This window comes from Devosia sp. MC521 (assembly GCF_014127105.1).
Lineage (GTDB): Bacteria > Pseudomonadota > Alphaproteobacteria > Rhizobiales > Devosiaceae > Devosia.
In genome coordinates this window covers 696,264-715,130 of record NZ_CP059902.1, presented here as the reverse complement: position 1 = coordinate 715,130, position 18,867 = coordinate 696,264, and the positions used below count along the sequence as shown (strand labels likewise).

Genomic DNA, 18,867 nt, shown 5'->3' with positions numbered 1-18,867 from the left:
GAGGGATCAAGAGTTACTTCTTGAACGGTTCATACCAAGCAGCCAGACCGGTGGTGAGCGCTTCACCAATAGCTTCCGGAGTGGTTTCGCCCGAGAACAGCTTCTGCATTTCGGCCTGGATCAGGACCGAACCCGAAGGTTCGCCAAAGCGGAAGTGTGCCAGCATCAGGTAAGGAATCGAGTTCTGGTTAAGCTCGTTGATTTCAGCCAGATCTTCGGTTTCGAACTTCACGCCTGGAACAGCCGAAAGGGTCTTCAGCTCATCAGCCATAGCCTGACCGAATTCGGTCGAAGCGAGGTAGTTGAGGAACTTGAAGGATGCTTCCTTGTTCTTGCCAGCTTCGTTGATGGCATAGCCACCGTCGAAGTAAATGGCGACGAGCTTTTCGTCGTCAGCGGCTTTGCCCGGAGCGGCGAACATGCCGGTCTGGATGTCTGGGTTCATGGTCTTGAAGGTCGAGAGTTCATACGAACCACCGACGAACATTGCCGCCATGCCCGAAGCGAAGAGCTGCTGCATCGACGGATAGTCGAGACCGATGAAGCCTTCTGGGAAATAGTCCTTGGCGAGTGCTGCGATATCGCCGAGCGCGCCGGTGAAGCGCGGATCGTTGAAGTCGGTGGTGCCAGCGACCAGCTCATCATAGAAAGCGCGACCGAACAGGGTCGAACCAAGACCGAAGGTGACGGTTTCGTTCTGCCAAGCCGTTGCGGTGCCGTTGGCGAATGGAATAACGCCAGCGTCCTTGAGCTTCTGCGAAGCAGCAATCAGCTCTTCCCAAGTGGTCGGTTCAGCAATGCCATGCTGGTCGAAGATCGCCTTATTGTAGATGACGAGCTGGGTCTGCGATGCGAATGGGATCGCATACAGAGTGCCGTCAGCGCGCATCGATTCAGCCTTGAGAGCGGCTGGATTGAAGTTGGCAATCGCAGGAACGTTCTCAACGGTCAGCGGCTCAAGATAGCCACCCACTGCGAGGTTTTCGAGGCCACCATAGGCACGAACCTGAGCAATATCAGGACCGGTGCCGCCAGCCAGTGCGGTGGCGAGAATGGTGTTGTAGTTCGTCGCTTCGAAAGTTTCGAACTTGACGGTGATGCCCGGGTTGGCGGCTTCGAAGGTCTTGATAAAGCCTTCGTAAGCGGCCTTGTCTTCCTGGCGCCAGGACCAGAATGTCAGGTCCTGAGCGAAAGACGGGGCAGCAATCAGCATGGCGGCAAGTGCCGAACCGATGCGGAGCATATTGGTCTTCATGAGTTCCCTCCCAATGAAATCGACCTACTAAAATGGTACTTGGCCGGAGCTAAATGCGCCGACCATCCGTTGCGGAAAACAGATGCGCGCTACCAGGCAGCACCGTCACGGTTACTGCGGTGTCGGGCTGATAGAGATCGTCCGGCCCGGTGCGAGCAGCCAGCAGGGTGCCATCGACTAGGCGGACATACACATAGGCGTTGTCGCCTAGGTATTCGGTGTAAACCACGTGCGCGGCAAAGCCCGCAGCTGTGATATCGCGGCTGAGACCAACAGCGTCAGAACGCAGGCCCAGCTTAAACTCATCGCCCGCGGGCAGCTCACCAACAGAGACGGAGCCGCCATTCCCGGCGAGCTCAAGCCTATCCCCGGCGCGCACCACGTCAACGAGCGTCATGCGCGGCGACCCAATAAAACTCGCGACGAACGTATTAGCCGGCGTTTCATACAGCTCGCGCGGGGAGCCGACTTGTTCAATACGACCCGCGTTCATGACCACGATCTTATCGGCGAGCGTCATCGCTTCAACCTGATCGTGGGTCACGTAAATCATCGTACCGCCAATCTGGCGATGTAGACGAGCGATCTCGAGGCGAACTTCCGAGCGCAGCGCCGCGTCAAGGTTAGAAAGTGGCTCATCGAGCAGGAAGACGCTTGGCTTACGCACCAAGGCGCGACCAATAGCGACGCGCTGGCGCTGACCACCAGAGAGTTCGCGCGGCTTGCGCTTCAGCAGCGGCTCTAGGCGCAGCATGCGGGCTGCTTCTGCAATGCGGCTTTCGACTTCTTCCTTGCTTAGCCCCATGAGGCGCGCGCCAAAGGCCATGTTCTCGTAAACATCCATATGCGGGTAGAGCGCATAGGACTGGAACACCATGGCGATGCCGCGCTTGGACGGAGGCACGTCATTCATCAACTGGCCGTTGAGATAGAAGTCACCGCCGGTGAGCGGATCGAGACCAGCGATCAAACGGAGGAGTGTTGACTTGCCGCAGCCCGAGGGACCGACAAAGACGACGAATTCCTTATCGCCAATCTCAAGATCAACGCCATGCAAGACGTCAACGCTTCGGAAGCTTTTCTTGATGCCACGTAGCGAAAGTTGAGCCACGTTAAATCTCCCCTACACCTCAGAAAGACTTCCCGGGTCTTTCAACGTCCTACTTAGGACATGTGATCTTGGAATAGTAAATTCCACAAACCCACATGTGTCAAGAATATAAAATTACAACCCAGACGACGAATTCCGACAGTTCAGACTTTAAGGATCGTCACGGCTGACTCGCTGCCCTGAATGTAATCGGTCGATCCTGGCTGGCGGCGTAACAGCAGGATGAAAAGCATATCTGTGAGAATGAATTGGGCGTCGCGCGAGGTTATTGCTGACGAGCGCACGCGTTCTTCATCACCCACCGTAAAGAGGTGAATATCGGCCAGATCGATCAGTGGGTTTGGCTGCAGGCCGGTCACCGAAATGACCGTTGCACCGCGTTTCTTGGCAACTTCCGCCGTGCGCAGGGTTTCCAAGCTACGGCCGGAATGGGACAGCGCCACAAAGACATCGTCCTTTGTGAGATTTGCCGCGTTCACCAGCTGAATATGGGTGTCGTTGTCGAGCATAACGACACGTCCAAGCTTCATCAGCTTGTAAGAAAAGTCCCGCGCCACAAGGGAAGATGCGCCAACACCGCTGAGTTGGATGCGGTTGGCGCCATGCAAAGCCTCAAGCGCCAGATCAATGGTTTGCTCGGAGTTTGCGGCCGTGGTTTCGCGCATGGACAGAAGCTTAGAACCGATCAGCTTCTGCAAAATAGTCATGTAGTTATCGGCAGAATCGATCGAACCGTGGATGACGCCACCGGGCGCCTGCCATTCCATCGCCTTGGCTTTGTTCACCGCCAACTTGAGCTGCTGATAACCGGAATAGCCGAGTTTCTGGCTGAACTTAACGACCGCGGATTGGCTACGCCCCGTTGCCTCCGCTAGGCCTGAAGAGGATAGCGCCAACATCTGTTCAGGCTGGTCTATAATGAATTGTGCGATCTGCCGATCAGCCTGCGTTAACGTGTCCAAATGGGCACTTAACAACCTGAGAACTGACATGCTCGCTCCCCACGATCATCGTTTCCACATATGGAATACATAATTCCAAGTTTGATTGACAGCCGGAATATTCGCTCCTAGCATCAAATCAATCCATGAGTGAAGGCACGATGTCCAAAAGCACCCTAATTGCAGAACTTGAGCACCTCGTGTCGGAAGCTCGCAATCCGGAAACCATGCAGATCGACTTGATGTCGACCGAGCAGATTCTTGCCGCGATGAACGCGCAGGACGCAAAGGTTGCGGAAGCTGTACGACACGAACTCCCACAGATCGCCCAAGCCGTTGATCGCATTGTTGATGCGTTCCGCAAGGGCGGGCGCCTGATCTATATGGGCGCAGGCACTTCGGGCCGTCTTGGTGTTCTCGACGCCTCTGAATGTCCACCAACCTTCGGCGTGCCGGACACTATGGTGGTTGGCATTATCGCGGGTGGTGACACTGCCCTGCGTTATCCCATCGAAGGCGCGGAAGACGATCGCAGCGAAGGTCAGCGCGATCTCGTTCGTGTGAACGCCACTGCCAATGATGTTGTCGTCGGCATCGCCGTCAGCGGCCGTACCCCTTATGTTATCGGCGCGCTGGATTATGCCAAGTCGCTCGGTGCCGTTACCGTTTCGCTCACCTGCAATCCGAATTCGCCAATCGCCAACATGGCTGACATCGCGATCTCGCCGCTGGTTGGCCCAGAATCATTGACCGGTTCGACCCGTCTCAAGTCGGGCACCGCGCAGAAGCTCGTGCTCAACATGCTGACAACCGCCAGCATGATCCGTATCGGCAAGTCCTATGAAAACCTCATGGTCGACGTGTCAGTGAGCAATGAAAAGCTGGCTGCCCGTGCGGTGCGTATCATCGGCGAAGTGACCGGCCTCGATACTGCCGAAGCTGAAATTTATCTCGACCGTTCAGGCAATAACGTTAAGCTCGCTATTCTGATGGCCCTTACTGGCCTCGATAAGGATGCAGCGACAACTGCTCTGACAAGTGCAGATGGCTTCCTCCGTCGCGCTGTCAGCGAGAACAAGGCGGACTGAAATGGACCTTCTGGTCAACCTCTATAGTCGCAAACTAGAAGAGCTTGGCGAGCGCACTACGGGTGTGGAGGCGACCATTCGGGTCGCCCTGCCCCCGGAAATGCATATTATTCAGAATTGGGTGCGTGAGCATTTTTCTGAATACTGGGTCAGTGAACTGACAGTGGCCATGGCGCATCAGCCGCCGGGGTGCCTCGTAGCTATTGTTGACGGCAAGCTCGTCGGCTTTGCTTGCTACGATGCGACCGCCAAGGGCTTTTTTGGGCCAACGGGCGTTGACGAAAGCCAGCGCGGCAAAGGCATTGGCCTCGCGCTATTCCATCGCACACTCGTCGCCATGAAAGCCCAAGGCTACGCCTATGCGGTGATTGGCTCGGCTGGACCGATCGATTTCTATAAAAATGCGGTAGGCGCCCTACCCATCCCCTCTGACAACGAAGACATTTACCAAGGGCTGCTTCGGATTAAGAAGCCGCTCGTCGAGGACTAGTATCTATGTCGACCTCAACTCCACTCGCACTTTTCGTTGGCATGCCCAGCCCTGAGTTGTCGGAAAATGAGGTCGCGTTTTTCAAAGAAGCCAATCCGTTTGGCCTGTTTCTGTTCAAGCGCAATGTGCAGAATAATGACCAGGTTCGCCGTCTCGTCGCCCAGTTCCGAGAAGCTGTTGGGCGCGACAATGCTCCGGTCTATATTGATCAGGAAGGCGGGCGCGTGCAGCGCCTCGACAATGGCAACTGGCCCCTATTCCGTCCGCTAGGTCACTTCGGCCAATTGGCAAAAATAGATTTGGACCTAGCCAAGCATGCGCTGCGTCAATCCCATCTAGCGATGGGCTCGATGATGAGCGAAATGCATATCGGCTCCGGAACGGCCCCCGTGGTCGACCTCGCTCGCGCCGGGACGCACGCCATCATTTCCTCGCGCACGTTCAGCTCTGATCCGGAAATCGTCGCCGTTCTCGGGCGCGTCGCTATCGATGCGCTGCTCGAGACTGGCTCTATGCCGATCATGAAACATGTCCCCGGCTATGGCCGCGTTGAGGTCGACCCGCACCACGATCTGCCCGTGGTGCATGCCGATGTGGCCGATCTCATGGGTACAGACTTCCTGCCCTTTATGCGACTCAAGGACACGCCTTGGGCCATGGTCGCGCATCTGATTTTCACCAGGATTGACCCAGACCTGCCGGCGTCAATCTCGCCGAAAGTCTGTGATCTCATCCGCAATACTCTCGGCTATGACGGCGTTCTGACCACCGACTGCCTCACCATGGACGCCCTCTCAGGCACATGGGACAGTCGCGTCACTGCCGCGCTCGATGCCGGTTACGATATCGCCCTTCACAGTCAGGGCGACCTTTCTCAAAGCGAAGCTGCATGCAAAGCTGCTCGTCCGTTGAGCGAGGTAAGTCTGAAGCGCATTGCTCGCGCCGAAGCCAGACTGGGGACTACTCGCGTGGACGTACAAGCGCTCCATGCCGAGGTTGAAGAAATTTTCAGGGAGAGTGGCATCGCCTAAAGCGAGCCGCCAAACAAGGAGACTGAAAATGAAGAAGCTCATGCTTCTCGCGGCAACGTCCGCAGCAGTGTTGACCATGGCTGCGCCTGCTTTTGCGCAGAACGTGCTGACCATCTCGTCGGAACAGACGACAACCTTTGTTCGCAACTTCAATCCATTCGGTCAGACATCTGCCCGCTTCACCACGCTCCACTTCATCTATGAGCCATTGGTGGTATTTAATCGCCTGAACGGCAACGAGCCGCACTTCCGTCTTGCCGAAAGCTTTGAGCTGGCTGACGATCTGATGTCGATAACCTTCACCTTGCGTGAAGGCCTCAAGTGGTCGGACGGTGAAGCCCTCACTGCTGACGACATCATCTTCACCTATGACTATATCGCCAAGTTCCCGGCTCTCGATTTCATCTCGGTCACCCAGCAGCTGAACTCGGTTGAAAAGGTCGATGATCGCACCGTTCGCTTCAACCTCAAGGAAGCCAACTCGCTGATCGCTAACACCATCGTCGACATGCCGATCGTGCCCGAGCACATCTGGGCGTCGATTGAAGATCCGGTGACCTTCGCCAATGAAACCCCTGTGGCTTCCGGTCCAATGACCGAAATCACCCGTTTCACCCCGAACGTCTACGAACAGTGCCGTAACCCGCACTATTGGGACAATGACAACCTTGCCGTTGACTGCCTGCGCATGCCGCAGCTGGCCGACAACCCGCAGGTTCTCGCGGCTCTCGCTGAAGGCTCGCTCGACTGGGCAACCAGCTTCATCCCGGACATCGACAACACCTTTGTTGCCAAGGACCCGGAACACCACAAATATTGGTTCACCCCATCGAGCCTCGTCTCGCTGCAGATGAGCCAGGTTTCGCCAGACGAGAACGCTCGTAAGGCTTACACCGACGTCAACTTCCGTCGTGCGCTGAGCATGATCATTGACCGTCAGACCATCGTCGACATCGCTGGCTATGGCTATCCGCTGGTCAATGGCGATCCATCGGGCCTAGGCGAACTCTATGCGTCCTTCGGCAATCCGGAAGTGAAGGCACAGTTCGGCCAATACGGCGAATTCAACTATGACGCTGGCGTCGCTCTTCTGGACGAAGCTGGTTATGTTGACGCCGACAATGATGGCTTCCGTGACAATCCGGATGGCTCCAAGCTCGAAATCGACTTCATGGTGCCAAACGGTTGGACCGACTGGATCGACGCGGTTCAGATCTCCATGGAAACCATGCAGCAGGCTGGCCTCAACGTGAAGATGAGCACGCCAGAAGCCGCCGTGTGGACCGCAGCGCTGATCTCGGGCGAATACTCCATGACGCTGAACGCACTGGCATCGGCTGCCGACCCGTACTTCCCGTACATCCGTTCCTACAACCCGGATGATTTCGGCAAGTCGCGCTTCACCGCACCACACTGGTCGAGTGAAGAGGTTTCCAAGCTCCTGTCTGAATACAAGCAGAGCAAGGACCCGGCCACTCGTAAGACCGCGATGGACAAGATTCAGCTGATCATTGCTGAAGCGCTGCCAATCGTGCCGCTCTACAACAGCCCATCGTTCTACGAGTACAACACCAAGCGCTTCACGGGTTGGGCTGATGCCGAAAATCCGAAGTACTCGCCTGTTGTCTCGAACGCTAACCCGGCGCGTGTTCTGCAGCTGCTCGACCTCGACCCGGTCGCTCAGTAATCACCACTAAAAGGGAGGGCGTTGAACGACGCTCTCCCGACCCCCGCGGCGGAACGCGCGGGACACAGAAGGGATGACAGCTGATGGCTTTCCTGCTTCGGCGGCTCGCATTCTATTTCGCCGCCTTTATCGTTGCTGCGACAATCAATTTCTTCCTGCCGCGCCTTATGCCCGGCGATCCTATCCAGATCATGTTTGCGAGCGCGGGTTCTGAACTCAGCCTCGAAAATCTGAACGCTCTGAAGCTGACATTTGGCTTCATCGATGCGCCGATTGGCGAGCAATATCTGGCCTATCTCAAGAGCGTATTTACCGGCGATCTCGGCCGCTCGATCAAGTTTTTCCCGCTGCCCGTGACAGAGCTGCTGATGCGCGCTCTGGTCTGGACGCTGGGGCTAATGGGCCTCGCCACCGTTCTGTCGTTCGTCTTGGGTACCTTGCTCGGTGTTATGGCCGCTTGGCGTCGTGGCACGATATTCGACTCCTTCGTGTCCCTACTGGCGATTTTTGCCAGCTCGGTTCCGGCCGTTGTGGTGTCGCTGGTGATGCTGTTCATCTTTGGCTACACGCTGAAATGGTTCCCCAATGGCTATGCTGCAGACCCCATGCTCGATCCCGCCTTTAGCGGCGAGTATATCTGGAGCGTCATTCGTCACGGCACTCTGCCGCTGCTGACCATGCTATTCGTCATGACCGGCGGCTTCGCCGTGACCATGCGCAACAATATGATCAACCTGTTGGGCGAAGATTACATCGTCATGGGTCGCGCCAAGGGCCTCTCCGACAATCGCGTCATGATCTGGTACGCGGCGCGTAACGCGCTGCTGCCGACCGTATCGAGCCTTGCCATTGCATTGGGCACAGTCCTCGGTGGCGCGCTGGTGGTGGAAGTGGTGTTCAACTACCCCGGCCTCGGCAACACGCTCTACCAAGCCATTCTGGCTCGCGACTATCCCGTCATCCAAGGGCAGTTGCTGATCATGACCGCCGCAATGCTGGTCTCCAATTTTGTCGTCGATCTGAGCTATGTCCTGCTCGATCCGCGCTTGAAGAAGGCGTAAGTCATGGACCTGCTCAACCAACTCAAACATAACAAGAAAGCCGTGATTGGGCTTTCGCTGTTGTTCCTTATCATCCTCGTCGCGATCTTCGCGCCGTTCCTAACGGAATACAGCCCAACCCAGCGCGTTGGCCGTCCGCACCAGCCGCCTTCTGCGGACCACTGGCTGGGCACAACCCGCCTTGGGCATGACGTGTTCACCCGCCTGATCTATGGCGCCCGCGTTTCTCTCGCCGTGGGCTTTGGCGCAGGTCTGCTCATCACCGTGATTGGCACCGTGCTGGGCATTATTGCGGGCTATAAGGGCGGTGTGGTCGATGAAGTGATCAACTTCTTCACCAACATGGTCCTCGTTGTTCCCAACCTGCCGTTGTTGCTGGTTCTGGCCGCATTCATTGGTCAGGCTAGCCCCTTGGTAATCGCCCTTATTTTGGGGGTTACCTCATGGGCCTGGGGCGTGCGGGTCACCCGTTCGGAAACCCTTTCCATTCGCCAGCGCGACTATGTCAAATCCGCCGAAATGCTCGGTGAACCGGCATGGCGCATCATGGCGCTCGAGATTTTCCCGAACCTGATCTCCATTGTTGGCATCAACTTCATCGGCTCGGTTATTTACGCCGTCATCACCGAAGCTACCCTTGAGTTCCTCGGCCTTGGCGATCCGAATACCGTCTCTTGGGGCATCATGTTGTTCAACGCGCAGAACGCTTCGGCGCTGTCAGTTGGCGCGTGGTGGGACCTGCTCTCGCCTTGCTTTGCTCTGGCCGTGCTGGGCCTCAGCTTGGCGCTCATCAACTTCGCCATCGACGAGATCGCCAATCCGCGTCTGCGCACCGGGGGCATGCTGACACGTTGGACCAGAATGGTCCGTCTTGGAGAGGGCAAGCTATGACCTATCCCGTTCTCTCAGTTCGTAACCTCAACATCGACTATATTGGCGCGGACAAGAATTTCAGCGCCGTTAAAGACGTCAGCTTCGACATCGCACCGGGCGAGTTTTTTGGCCTCGCTGGAGAGTCCGGCTGCGGCAAGAGCACGATCGCTTTTGCGATTAGCCGCCTGCATCGCCCCCCGGCCCTGATCCGTAAGGGCAGTGAGATTATCGTTGGCGGCCGCGATGTGCTGCAGCTCAACGACAAGGAGCTGAAAAGCTTCCGTTGGCGCGAAGTGGCCATGGTGTTCCAGAGCGCGATGAACTCGCTCAATCCGGTTTTGACCATCGCAGACCAGTTCTACGATGTGCTGAAAACTCACACCAAGGTCACCCGCGCCGAAGCCCGTGAGCGGGCAGCAGAACTGCTCAAGCTGGTCGACATTTCGCCGGATCGCCTCGACGTTTACCCGCACCAATGTTCGGGCGGCATGCGCCAACGTATTGTTATTGCTATCTGTTTGTCGCTCAATCCAAAGCTGCTGATCATGGATGAGCCAACGACAGCGCTCGACGTGGTGGTGCAGCGCGAAATCCTTCAGCGCATCGACGTACTACGCAAGCGCTTGGGCTTTTCCGTGCTGTTCATCACCCATGATCTGGGGCTGATGGTGCAGGTCAGCGATCGCATTGGCATTATGCTCAGTGGCGAGATGGTCGAATGCAACGACAGCCAGACGATCTATAATTCGCCCCAGCACGACTACACCAAGAAACTCTGGGCCTCGATGCCCAAGCTCCATGGCGAGCAAATCCGCCCGGAGGCATCGGCATGAGCCAGTCACCAGTTCTCGCCCTCGACAATGTCTCAAAAGTCTTCGGTCGGGCCACCAATCCGGTCTATGCCGCACGCTCGGTCAGCTTTGGCCTTCATGCCGGTCGCACCCTCGCCCTGGTGGGCGAAAGCGGCTCCGGCAAGACCACGGCTGCACGCCTCATCATGCGAGAGTATACGCCAGAGGAGGGCCAGTTGATGTTCAATGGTCAGCCGCTCGGCAAGGCCAATACCAAGGCGCTCAAGGACTACAGAGCTTCGGTGCAGATGGTGTTTCAGGACCCATTCTCGTCGCTGAACCCAACGCATACAATTTTCTACCATCTCGAGCGCCCGCTCAAACTGCATCAGAAGCAGCTCAATAAGGCGCAGCGCCACGAGAAGGTCGAAGAGCTGCTGCGTCGCGTCCGCCTCGACCCCGAGCTGGTGATGAAGAAATATCCGCACGAGCTTTCGGGCGGTCAGCGTCAGCGTATTTCGATTGCCCGCGCTTTGGCGGTGAACCCCAAGGTCATCGTTGCCGACGAGCCAACGTCAATGCTCGACGTATCGGTGCGCCTTGGCGTGTTAAACTTGCTTAACGATATGAAAAAGAACGATAATCTCGCTCTTCTCTATATCACACACGACATCGCCACTGCCCGTTTTGTCGCCGAGGACATCATGGTGATGTATGCGGGGCAGATCGTCGAATGGGGCGCAACCGACAGCGTTCTGACCAATCCGCAGCACCCCTATACCCGCCTCTTGTTGGCGGCGGTGCCGGACCCGGATCGACGCTTCGATGCGGCGCAACCGGGTGAGCTAGAACAGATCGAAGACATTCGCCGTCGCTCCGCCCTGCCCCAATCTAATATTCACCAGATTGCCGAGAACCACTTCATCCGCCCAATGGCCGAATAAAATTTAGGAACGCGCGGGGGAAGCCTCGCGCGTTGCTTGGTCGGCGAGGATCGCCGTCAACAAAATACGGATCGGTCAAAGTTACAGCCCTCAGCCACGCCCTACGAATGGCATTGTAGTGGCCATTACGGTCATGGTGAGTACATTTGCGTCTAGGGGCAAATTTGCCATGTAGCTCACGGCCTTAGCGACGTGTTCGACGTCCATTGTTGGCTCAACCATGGTCTGGCCATTCGGCTGTAAAATGCCGGTGGTCATGGCTTTGGTCATGTCGGTCTGGGCGTTGCCAATGTCGATTTGTCCAACCGCAATGTTGAAGGCGCGACCGTCTAGCGAGGAAGCCTTGGTCAGGCCGGAAATCGCATGTTTTGTAGCGGTATAGGGCGAGGAGTTCGGGCGGGGCGTTGTGGCTGAGATGGAGCCATTGTTGATGATCCGGCCGCCCTGTGGGGACTGCGCTTTAAACTGCTTAAAGGCGAACTGCGTGCAGAAAAATGCCCCGTCTAGGTTAGCAGACACGACATTGCGCCACTGTTCTTTTGTCAGATTTTCCAATGGGATAGGTGGCGCGCCCATGCCGGCATTGTTGACCAGAAGATCGAGCCGGCCCCAATGGGTGATGACGGTTTGGAAGGCTGCTTCGACGGCGTCACGGTCGCCGATGTCGACTGGTACGGTGAGAGTCTGCTGGCCACTCGGGTCGAGTTCGTGCGCGGCTTCGTCTAGGACGGTTAAGCGACGACCGAAGAGGGCGACGGAAAAACCATCTGCAAGCAAGGACTTAACGATTGCCTTGCCGATCCCCGTTCCGCCACCAGTGACGATTGCAACCTTGGTCATGACGCCCTCCCATTTTGACTTATAGCCATATTCCACGGTTCAGGTTTTGTGTCTCTAGTCTTGTAACTCTTGGGCGTTTGAGTGGCATTTGGCTGGCACTTAAGGGCCTGCGGGTAGGCCTTCACTGGGCACTTTGGTGCATTTTCGGGGCCGTGGCGTCGCATTCACATCGTTCCGCCGTTTTGGTGTAACTGATCGCCGCTGAGCGTGGAAAATGAACGGCCCATTTTCAAGAATCCAAGTCGGAATGAAAATCGGCACAACCCGCACTATTGTGTTGTTTGAGGCTGACGGCACACCCAAGGCAGGTTAGTTTTGGCCAACCCAAGTTCATGCTGAGAGTGTATCGTGCTCACTATTGAAACGCCGACCCCCGTTGTCGATCTCGACCGCGTTGATGCCAATCTGACCAAGATGCAGGCTTATGCCGATGCGCATGGGTTGAAACTGCGCCCGCATATTAAGACGCATAAGATCGTGCAGTTGGCGAAACGCCAATTGGAGCTCGGCGCTGTTGGCATCACCTGCCAAAAATTGCAGGAAGCCGAAGTGATGGCGGATGCGGGGATCACCGATATTCTGATCTCCTATCCGCAGATCGGGTCGTTTAAAGCAGCGCGCCTGGCTGAACTGGCAAAGCGCGCGGACATGACCGTCGCCGTTGATAGTGTCGAGGGCATTGAGACCGCTGCTGCTGCTGCCGAGGTCGCGGGAAAGCCGATCAAGATTCTCGTTGAGTTCGATAGCGGCATGAAGCGCACGGGCGTGCAGACCGTGGAACAGGCCACGGCTTTGGCGGTCGCGGTCGCGGCGGAGAAGAACCTTGTTCTCGAAGGTCTCATGACCTACCCGACTACGGAGCAGACCGCGCCCTTCGTGGCAGAGGCTAAGAAGCAGTTCGCGGACAAGGGCCTTGAAATTCGCACGGTCTCGAGCGGCGGCACGCCGAGCGCTTTCCGGACCCACAAGAGCGCGGGCGTAACCGAATTGCGCGTCGGTACGTATATTTTCAACGACCGCATGATTATGGAAGCAGGCGCGGCAACGCTTGAAGAGACCGCTTTGCATCTCTACGCGACAGTCGTCAGCCGCCCGACGGAAGACCGCGCCATTATCGATGCTGGCAGCAAGACGTTTACCAGCGACATGGCGGGTGGCAGTGCCAAGGGCCACGGCCTAGTGCTTGGATATCCAGATGCCATCATCGAGCGCATCAGCGAAGAGCACGGCATGCTCGACGTTTCAGCTTGCGCGACAAAACCTGTGGTTGGGGAAGTGCTGGAAATTGTACCGAACCACGTCTGTCCGGTTGTGAACCTGCATGACCGCCTCACGATTGTGCAAGGCGGCCAAGTGATTGGTGAGTGGAAGGTGGATGCACGAGGGCTGACGCGCTAAGCGTCAGCGACCGCGCAGGACCTCATCCACAAAGCGCAGATTGCCTGCGGTTAGACCGGCGTCGACAGGAATGGTGACGCCGGTGACGCCCGATGCAGCATCGGAAATCAAGAACAGCGCAGCATTAGCCACTTCTGTTGGGCTGACCATGCGGCCCAACGGATAGTGCGGCAGCACATTGTCCAAAAGCGTACCATCGGCCGCGAGGCGATGATCCCAGGCCGGGGTGCGAACCGAACCGGGCGCTACGGTATTGGCGCGCACATTCTTCTCGCCATATTCAACAGCAATGCCCTTGGCATAGGCGACAAGGCCAGCCTTGGCCGCCGAGTAAGCCGGGTTGCCGTAATGGCCTAGTGCGTTGACCGAGGTGACAAAGACAATGCTGCCCTTGTTGGCCGAGGCCATGGCTTCGGTGATCGGGTCAACCAGCGCATAAGCGCCGTTGAGATTGATCGCCATTTCGCTGGACCAAACATCATCATTGAGATGACCAAAGTGTTCAGCGCGGGTGAAGCCAGCATTGGCGACCACACCATCGAGTGGGCCGTTGGCTTCCAGATAGGCGGAGATGGCGGCGCGCGTGGCTTTGGCATCGGCCTGATCGAACAGGACCGAACCTGCAATCGGCAGGCCCTCCAGATCTGCGGCGGTGCGGTCTGCACCGATGACCTTGGCACCAGCATCGGCAAAAATCTGCACCAGCGTGCGGCCAATGCCGCCGCCAGCGCCAGAAATCAGAACGGTTTTGCCATCAAGGCGAAACGGCGATTGGGGCATGGGAGACGTCTCGGTTTAACTTATGGGCCTTTATAGGCGATGCAGTCGATTTCGACTTTGCAGTCGACCATCATGTGGCTCTGAACGGCGGAGCGGGCTGGCGGATGTTCGCCAAAATAGCTCTTGTAAACCGCGTTAAAGCTCCAGAAGTCGCGCGGGTCATCGAGCCAGACGCCACACTTGACGACATGCTCAAGGCCGTAGCCAGCCTCTTCGAGGATCGCGATGAGGTTCTTGATGGTCAGATGGGTCTGTTCGACAATCCCATGCCCAACAATTTCGCCATCTTTCATCGACACTTGGCCAGACACAAAGAGGAAGCCATTGGCTTCAACAGCGCGGGCAAATGGCAAGTTCTGGCCACCAGCGCCTGCTTTCTCGGCTCCATAACGCTTGATCGGCATTCTGCACCTCCAAAACACGGGTTTTATGTAACGGAATTTCGTTATTGAAGGCAGCATAACGGCAATTGCGCATCTGCGGCGATAAAATCGAACTCAGAATGTAAATTTCTTACGTGATCAGCGCAAAAACATGGTGTAGCGTTTGAAGACCTCAGCGCGACCAAAGTTTGGATAGAAAATTGCGCCTCTTCACTGCGGCCCTAGCGACCGAAACAAACACTTTTTCTCCCATCGCCGTCGATAAGCGCGCTTTCGAAGCATCACTTTATGCAAAACCGGGTGAGCATCCGGCGACGCCTACACTGTGCAGCGCACCGATCACTGTTGGCCGTGAAGTGTGCGCGCGCGAAGGCTGGACGCTGATTGAGGGCTCGGCCAGTTGGGCAGACCCGGCTGGCATGGTGGCACGCGCCACCTATGAAGAATTGCGCGACGAAATTCTGGAGCAGATTAAAGCCGCTCTGCCGCTCGACGGTCTGGTGCTTGGCCTGCACGGCGCGATGGTGGCGCAGGGCTATGACGACCCGGAAGGCGATTTCCTCTTCCGTGTGCGCAAAATCGTTGGGCCAGACGTGCTGATCTGCGCCGAGCTTGATCCGCATAGCCACCTCACCGCCAAGCGTGCGGCGCAGGCCAATTTCTTCGTCTACTTCAAAGAATTCCCGCACACTGATTTCGTTGATCGCGCGCGAGACCTTTGGGACATCGCGGTGAAGGCGCTCAAGGGCGAAGTCACGCCCCATATGAGCATTTTCGATTGCCGCATGATCGATGTGTTCCCAACCTCAAAGCAGCCGATGCGCGGCATTGTTGACCGCATGATGGAGATGGAAAAGACCATTCCCGGTCTGCTCTCGCTCTCGGTCGTGCATGGCTTCATGGCAGGCGACGTGCCGGAAATGGGCACCAAGGTTGTCGCCATCACTGACAATAATCCCGCCCTCGGCGCGGAACTGACCGAAAAGATCGGCCGCGAACTGTTCGATCTGCGCGGCACCTTCATGGTCAGCCAGGTGGACGAAAAGACTGCCGTGGCGCAGGCGCTTGCTGCAACGCAGTTTCCAGTGGTGATCGCCGACGTATGGGACAATCCGGGCGGCGGCACTTCGGGCGATGCGACCCTGCTCTTGGAAGAGTTCATGGCGCAGGGCGCAACCGGCCTTGCTGTGGGCACAATCTGGGACCCGATTGCGGTGCAGATTTGTTTTGCAGCGGGCGAAGGGGCAGAAATCCCCCTGCGCTTTGGGGCAAAATCGGCGCCGTTTACAGGCAGTCCTATTGACCGCACGGTGACGGTGAAGAAGCTCGTGCGCAATGCCGAGATGAAGTTCGGCGATAGTTTCGCGCCGTTTGGCGATAGCGTTTGGATCCACTTCGACGGGATCGATGTGATCCTCAACTCGACCCGCGCGCAGAGCTTTGACCCGAGCCTCTATTCGGTGATGGGAATTGACCCAACCAAGCAGAAATATCTGCTGATCAAGTCGACCAACCATTTCTACGACAGTTTTTCGAGAATAGCGTCGCAGATCATCTATTGCTCGGCGGGGAAACCCTATCCGAACAAGCCAGCTGAAACCAACTACCGCAAGGCGCGTAAGGACATTTGGCCAATGGTGGCCAATCCTTGGGCGTAAGCAGCGGTTTTATTGAATTGAGAAGCGGGGTTTTGGCCCCGCTTTTTTTGTTTTGGGGGGAGTTCGCGGGGATGGGAAGGCCCCCTCACCCGGCCCTCTGGGCCGACCTCTCCCCCAGAGGGAGAGGTGAAGAGGTGTGCTCGCGTGGCGCCGGCATGGGCTGGCTTGGCGGACGATCTGGTTCGTCGCGGGCACGGTCTGGATCACCCGATCAAATCGGGTGATGACGGGGTGGAGGGGCGTGGGAGTATGTGTAGGGGCTAAAGGCCCCCTCACCCGGCCTGCGGCCGACCTCTCCCCCAGAGGGAGAGGTAAGAGGTGTGCTCGCGTGGCGCCGTCGCTGGGTGACTTGGAGGGCGATCTGGTTCGTTGCGATGACGGTCTGGATCACCCGATCAAGTCGGGTGATGACGGAGTGGAGGGTACGAGGAGTTGTGTAGGGGCTGAAGGCCCCCTCACCCGGCCTGCGGCCGACCTCTCCCCCAGAGGGAGAGGTAAGAAAGGGAGAGGTGAGAAAGAGACGGGTAAGGAGCGTTAGTCGCCTAGCGGTTGGGCGTCGTCGCCGTCGCGGTGGATGACCAACTGGTGCTTAATGCGGCGCATGCTGACGACGGCTTGCGGGCCGAGGCGGGCGGCGACGGTCTGGGAGAGAATGTCGAGCACGGCCAGGAAGGAGTAGCGGCTCGGCGTGGGGCGGAGAATGTCCTGATTTTCACGCCAGGTTACAGGCACGAAAATGTCGGCCTGCGCGGCCATGGGGGAATTGGCACGGGTGAGCACTACGCAGGTCGCGCCGTATTCCTTGGCCACCGAGATCGCATTGACCAGCGGCATGTTATTGCCCGAGAGCGAAAAGGCGACGACCACGCTTTCCGCTGGAGCGGAGGCAGCCCGCATCATCTGCATTTGATGGTCAACCGAGGATGCCACCTTAAGACCCAGCCGGAAGAAGCGGGCTTCGGTTTCCGTGGCCAGCATGGAGGACGCGCCTCCGGAGCCAAAGGTCATGACGAAACTGGCCCGTACAATGGCTTCGGCAGCGCTATCGATGGCGTCGAAATCGCAGGTCTCGAAGGTGTCATAAACCGTCGATTGAATGCCGTTGATGACGCCCTGGGCGATTTCGCGCACGCTGGACGGACCAGATGAGGGCGCGAAATAGCGCTGACCGACGAAGCGGGACTGTGCCAGACGGACTTTAAAATCGGCGTAGCTGTCGCAGCCGAGGCGGCGGCAGAAACGTGTCACCGTTGGCGGCGACACGTCAGCTTGGGCGGCCAAGTCCACGATGGACATTTTGAGAGCGCCATCGACGTCTGCAAGAACGATATCTGTCAACACGCGCTCTGAGCGTGTGAAACTATCCTTCTCGGTCTGTAGCATTCCCACTAGGTCCAGCATGAACTTACCCCGCTAATGTCGTAGCGGCTTAGTACACAGCCAGACCGTTGGCGTCGAACAGGTGAGCCTGTGCCAAATCGAAGCCCTGTGTAACCTTCTGCCCATCGGCCAGGTTCGGATTGCCTTCGAAGAGGCCGATGAAGTTTTCACCGGCTGGCAGGGTCGAATAGGTAATCGAGTGGATACCGAGCTGTTCGACAATGCTCGGGGTGACTTCGATTTTGAAATCGCCGCCATTGAGCTTGAGGTGTTCAGGACGAATGCCCAGGGTCACCTGCTGGCCAACAATCGCGGTGCTGGTGCGCGGCAGACCGATGGTGCCCAGAGCACCCAGATCGACCTGAGCGGTCGTGCCATCGGCCGAGGTCACCTTGCCGGTGATGAAGTTCATCTTGGGCGAGCCAATGAAGCCAGCCACGAAGAGATTGTCAGGCTTGTGGTACAGCTCGAGAGGGGAGCCGACCTGAGCAATATTGCCGTGATCAAGGACGACGATCTTGTCGGCCATGGTCATGGCTTCAACCTGATCGTGGGTCACGTAGATCATGGTCGAGCCGAGGCGCTTGTGCAGCTCCATAAGCTCGATACGCATTTCCGAACGAAGCGCTGCGTCAAGGTTGGAGAGCGGTTCGTCGAAGAGGAAAATCTTAGGCTGGCGGACGATCGCGCGACCGATCGCAACGCGCTGGCGCTGACCACCAGACAACTGGCCCGGACGGTGCTGCAAACGGCTTTCCAGCTGGAGCACCTTGGCGGCGGCGGCGATGCGCTTGTCGACTTCGGCCTGCGGCAGTTTTTCAACGCGCAGCGGGAAGGCGATGTTTTCATACACCGACATATGCGGGTAGAGCGCATAGGACTGGAACACCATGGCAATGCCACGCTGAACCGGGGGAAGATCGTTGACGGGCTTACCGCCAATTTCGATGGAGCCCGAGGTGACGTCCTCTAGGCCCGCAATCATGCGGAGGAGCGTGGACTTGCCGCAACCAGATGGGCCGACGAAGACCACGAATTCGCCTTCGGCGACGTCCAGATCAATGCCTTTAATGATGCGTGCTTCATTAAAGGACTTTTCGAGGTTTTTGAGGCTCAACTGCGACATGGTTGTCGGCTCCCGACGGCATTATTCTCT

General features: G+C 57.3%; 18 protein-coding genes. 10 read left to right on the top strand and 8 right to left on the bottom strand.

Going from position 1 to position 18,867, the window contains the following annotated elements:
* Positions 1-13: 13 nt before the first annotated feature.
* The 3 genes from H4N61_RS03420 to H4N61_RS03410 all read right to left on the bottom strand — a co-directional run bounded on the left by H4N61_RS03420 (position 14) and on the right by H4N61_RS03410 (position 3,358).
* Positions 14-1,255, bottom strand: a complete 1,242-nt coding sequence (locus tag H4N61_RS03420) for an extracellular solute-binding protein (protein ID WP_182395008.1) — start codon at positions 1,253-1,255, stop codon at positions 14-16.
* Positions 1,256-1,304: 49 nt separating this feature from the next.
* Positions 1,305-2,366, bottom strand: coding sequence for a sn-glycerol-3-phosphate ABC transporter ATP-binding protein UgpC (gene ugpC / locus H4N61_RS03415; RefSeq protein WP_169194587.1), 1,062 nt, complete (start codon positions 2,364-2,366; stop codon positions 1,305-1,307).
* Positions 2,367-2,509: 143 nt separating this feature from the next.
* Entirely contained in the window at positions 2,510-3,358 is an 849-nt protein-coding gene (locus H4N61_RS03410) for a MurR/RpiR family transcriptional regulator (RefSeq protein WP_169194586.1), read from the bottom strand.
* A gap of 110 nt (positions 3,359-3,468) precedes the next feature.
* Between H4N61_RS03410 and murQ the strand changes: the two genes are divergently transcribed.
* The 8 genes from murQ to H4N61_RS03370 all read left to right on the top strand — a co-directional run bounded on the left by murQ (position 3,469) and on the right by H4N61_RS03370 (position 11,272).
* On the top strand, positions 3,469-4,395 hold the full coding sequence (gene murQ, locus H4N61_RS03405; protein WP_169194585.1) for an N-acetylmuramic acid 6-phosphate etherase: 927 nt from the start codon (positions 3,469-3,471) through the stop codon (positions 4,393-4,395).
* 1 nt (position 4,396) lies between these two features.
* On the top strand, positions 4,397-4,885 hold the full coding sequence (locus tag H4N61_RS03400; protein WP_169194584.1) for a GNAT family N-acetyltransferase: 489 nt from the start codon (positions 4,397-4,399) through the stop codon (positions 4,883-4,885).
* A gap of 5 nt (positions 4,886-4,890) precedes the next feature.
* Complete coding sequence (locus H4N61_RS03395) at positions 4,891-5,916, top strand: glycoside hydrolase family 3 protein (protein WP_182395007.1); 1,026 nt, start codon at positions 4,891-4,893, stop codon at positions 5,914-5,916.
* 28 nt (positions 5,917-5,944) lie between these two features.
* Entirely contained in the window at positions 5,945-7,603 is a 1,659-nt protein-coding gene (locus tag H4N61_RS03390) for an ABC transporter substrate-binding protein (protein WP_182395006.1), read from the top strand.
* Positions 7,604-7,686: 83 nt separating this feature from the next.
* A complete protein-coding gene (locus H4N61_RS03385; protein ID WP_169194581.1) occupies positions 7,687-8,664 on the top strand; it encodes an ABC transporter permease in 978 nt (325 codons plus the stop codon).
* Between the two features lie 3 nt (positions 8,665-8,667).
* Complete coding sequence (locus tag H4N61_RS03380; RefSeq protein ID WP_182395005.1) at positions 8,668-9,555, top strand: ABC transporter permease; 888 nt, start codon at positions 8,668-8,670, stop codon at positions 9,553-9,555.
* The gene (locus H4N61_RS03375; RefSeq protein WP_169194579.1) at positions 9,552-10,370 is read left to right on the top strand and encodes an ABC transporter ATP-binding protein; all 819 of its coding nucleotides are present in this window, start codon (positions 9,552-9,554) and stop codon (positions 10,368-10,370) included. The genes H4N61_RS03380 and H4N61_RS03375 overlap by 4 nt, the downstream gene beginning before the upstream one ends.
* On the top strand, positions 10,367-11,272 hold the full coding sequence (locus tag H4N61_RS03370; RefSeq protein WP_169194578.1) for an ATP-binding cassette domain-containing protein: 906 nt from the start codon (positions 10,367-10,369) through the stop codon (positions 11,270-11,272). Before H4N61_RS03375 ends, H4N61_RS03370 begins: the two co-directional genes overlap by 4 nt.
* A 90-nt stretch (positions 11,273-11,362) precedes the next feature.
* On the opposite strand, the gene H4N61_RS03365 is transcribed toward H4N61_RS03370, so the two are convergent.
* Positions 11,363-12,112 (bottom strand): SDR family oxidoreductase, encoded by a 750-nt coding sequence (locus tag H4N61_RS03365; protein ID WP_169194577.1) that lies wholly within the window; start codon positions 12,110-12,112, stop codon positions 11,363-11,365.
* Positions 12,113-12,460: 348 nt separating this feature from the next.
* On the opposite strand from H4N61_RS03365, the gene H4N61_RS03360 reads away from it, so the two are divergent.
* The gene (locus tag H4N61_RS03360) at positions 12,461-13,510 is read left to right on the top strand and encodes an alanine racemase (RefSeq protein WP_248306560.1); all 1,050 of its coding nucleotides are present in this window, start codon (positions 12,461-12,463) and stop codon (positions 13,508-13,510) included.
* Between the two features lie 3 nt (positions 13,511-13,513).
* Here the strand turns inward: H4N61_RS03360 and H4N61_RS03355 are convergent, their stop codons facing one another.
* Positions 13,514-14,290, bottom strand: a complete 777-nt coding sequence (locus tag H4N61_RS03355) for an SDR family oxidoreductase (protein ID WP_182395003.1) — start codon at positions 14,288-14,290, stop codon at positions 13,514-13,516.
* 20 nt (positions 14,291-14,310) lie between these two features.
* A complete protein-coding gene (locus H4N61_RS03350) occupies positions 14,311-14,694 on the bottom strand; it encodes a RidA family protein (RefSeq protein WP_169194575.1) in 384 nt (127 codons plus the stop codon).
* 179 nt (positions 14,695-14,873) lie between these two features.
* On the opposite strand from H4N61_RS03350, the gene H4N61_RS03345 reads away from it, so the two are divergent.
* Positions 14,874-16,331: a M81 family metallopeptidase gene (locus H4N61_RS03345; RefSeq protein WP_182395002.1), complete on the top strand. Its 1,458-nt coding sequence runs from the start codon at positions 14,874-14,876 to the stop codon at positions 16,329-16,331.
* Between the two features lie 534 nt (positions 16,332-16,865).
* Here the strand turns inward: H4N61_RS03345 and H4N61_RS03340 are convergent.
* Both H4N61_RS03340 and ugpC (H4N61_RS03335) read right to left on the bottom strand, forming a co-directional pair.
* Positions 16,866-17,714 carry a MurR/RpiR family transcriptional regulator gene (locus H4N61_RS03340; protein ID WP_169194573.1) on the bottom strand — a complete coding sequence of 283 codons (849 nt, stop codon included), beginning with the start codon at positions 17,712-17,714 and terminating at the stop codon, positions 16,866-16,868.
* A gap of 46 nt (positions 17,715-17,760) precedes the next feature.
* Positions 17,761-18,837: a sn-glycerol-3-phosphate ABC transporter ATP-binding protein UgpC gene (ugpC, locus tag H4N61_RS03335; protein WP_169194572.1), complete on the bottom strand. Its 1,077-nt coding sequence runs from the start codon at positions 18,835-18,837 to the stop codon at positions 17,761-17,763.
* Between the last annotated feature and the right edge of the window lie 30 nt (positions 18,838-18,867).

Coding starts and splice junctions, on each gene's coding strand:
- H4N61_RS03400 (WP_169194584.1), top strand. CDS start 4,397: ATGGACCTTCTGGTCAACCTCTATAGTCGCAAACTAGAAGAGCTTGGC.
- H4N61_RS03375 (WP_169194579.1), top strand. CDS start 9,552: ATGACCTATCCCGTTCTCTCAGTTCGTAACCTCAACATCGACTATATT.
- H4N61_RS03410 (WP_169194586.1), bottom strand. CDS start 3,358: ATGTCAGTTCTCAGGTTGTTAAGTGCCCATTTGGACACGTTAACGCAG.
- H4N61_RS03340 (WP_169194573.1), bottom strand. CDS start 17,714: ATGCTACAGACCGAGAAGGATAGTTTCACACGCTCAGAGCGCGTGTTG.
- H4N61_RS03380 (WP_182395005.1), top strand. CDS start 8,668: ATGGACCTGCTCAACCAACTCAAACATAACAAGAAAGCCGTGATTGGG.
- H4N61_RS03395 (WP_182395007.1), top strand. CDS start 4,891: ATGTCGACCTCAACTCCACTCGCACTTTTCGTTGGCATGCCCAGCCCT.
- H4N61_RS03385 (WP_169194581.1), top strand. CDS start 7,687: ATGGCTTTCCTGCTTCGGCGGCTCGCATTCTATTTCGCCGCCTTTATC.
- ugpC (WP_169194572.1), bottom strand. CDS start 18,837: ATGTCGCAGTTGAGCCTCAAAAACCTCGAAAAGTCCTTTAATGAAGCA.
- H4N61_RS03350 (WP_169194575.1), bottom strand. CDS start 14,694: ATGCCGATCAAGCGTTATGGAGCCGAGAAAGCAGGCGCTGGTGGCCAG.
- murQ (WP_169194585.1), top strand. CDS start 3,469: ATGTCCAAAAGCACCCTAATTGCAGAACTTGAGCACCTCGTGTCGGAA.
- H4N61_RS03365 (WP_169194577.1), bottom strand. CDS start 12,112: ATGACCAAGGTTGCAATCGTCACTGGTGGCGGAACGGGGATCGGCAAG.
- H4N61_RS03370 (WP_169194578.1), top strand. CDS start 10,367: ATGAGCCAGTCACCAGTTCTCGCCCTCGACAATGTCTCAAAAGTCTTC.
- H4N61_RS03355 (WP_182395003.1), bottom strand. CDS start 14,290: ATGCCCCAATCGCCGTTTCGCCTTGATGGCAAAACCGTTCTGATTTCT.
- H4N61_RS03420 (WP_182395008.1), bottom strand. CDS start 1,255: ATGAAGACCAATATGCTCCGCATCGGTTCGGCACTTGCCGCCATGCTG.
- H4N61_RS03390 (WP_182395006.1), top strand. CDS start 5,945: ATGAAGAAGCTCATGCTTCTCGCGGCAACGTCCGCAGCAGTGTTGACC.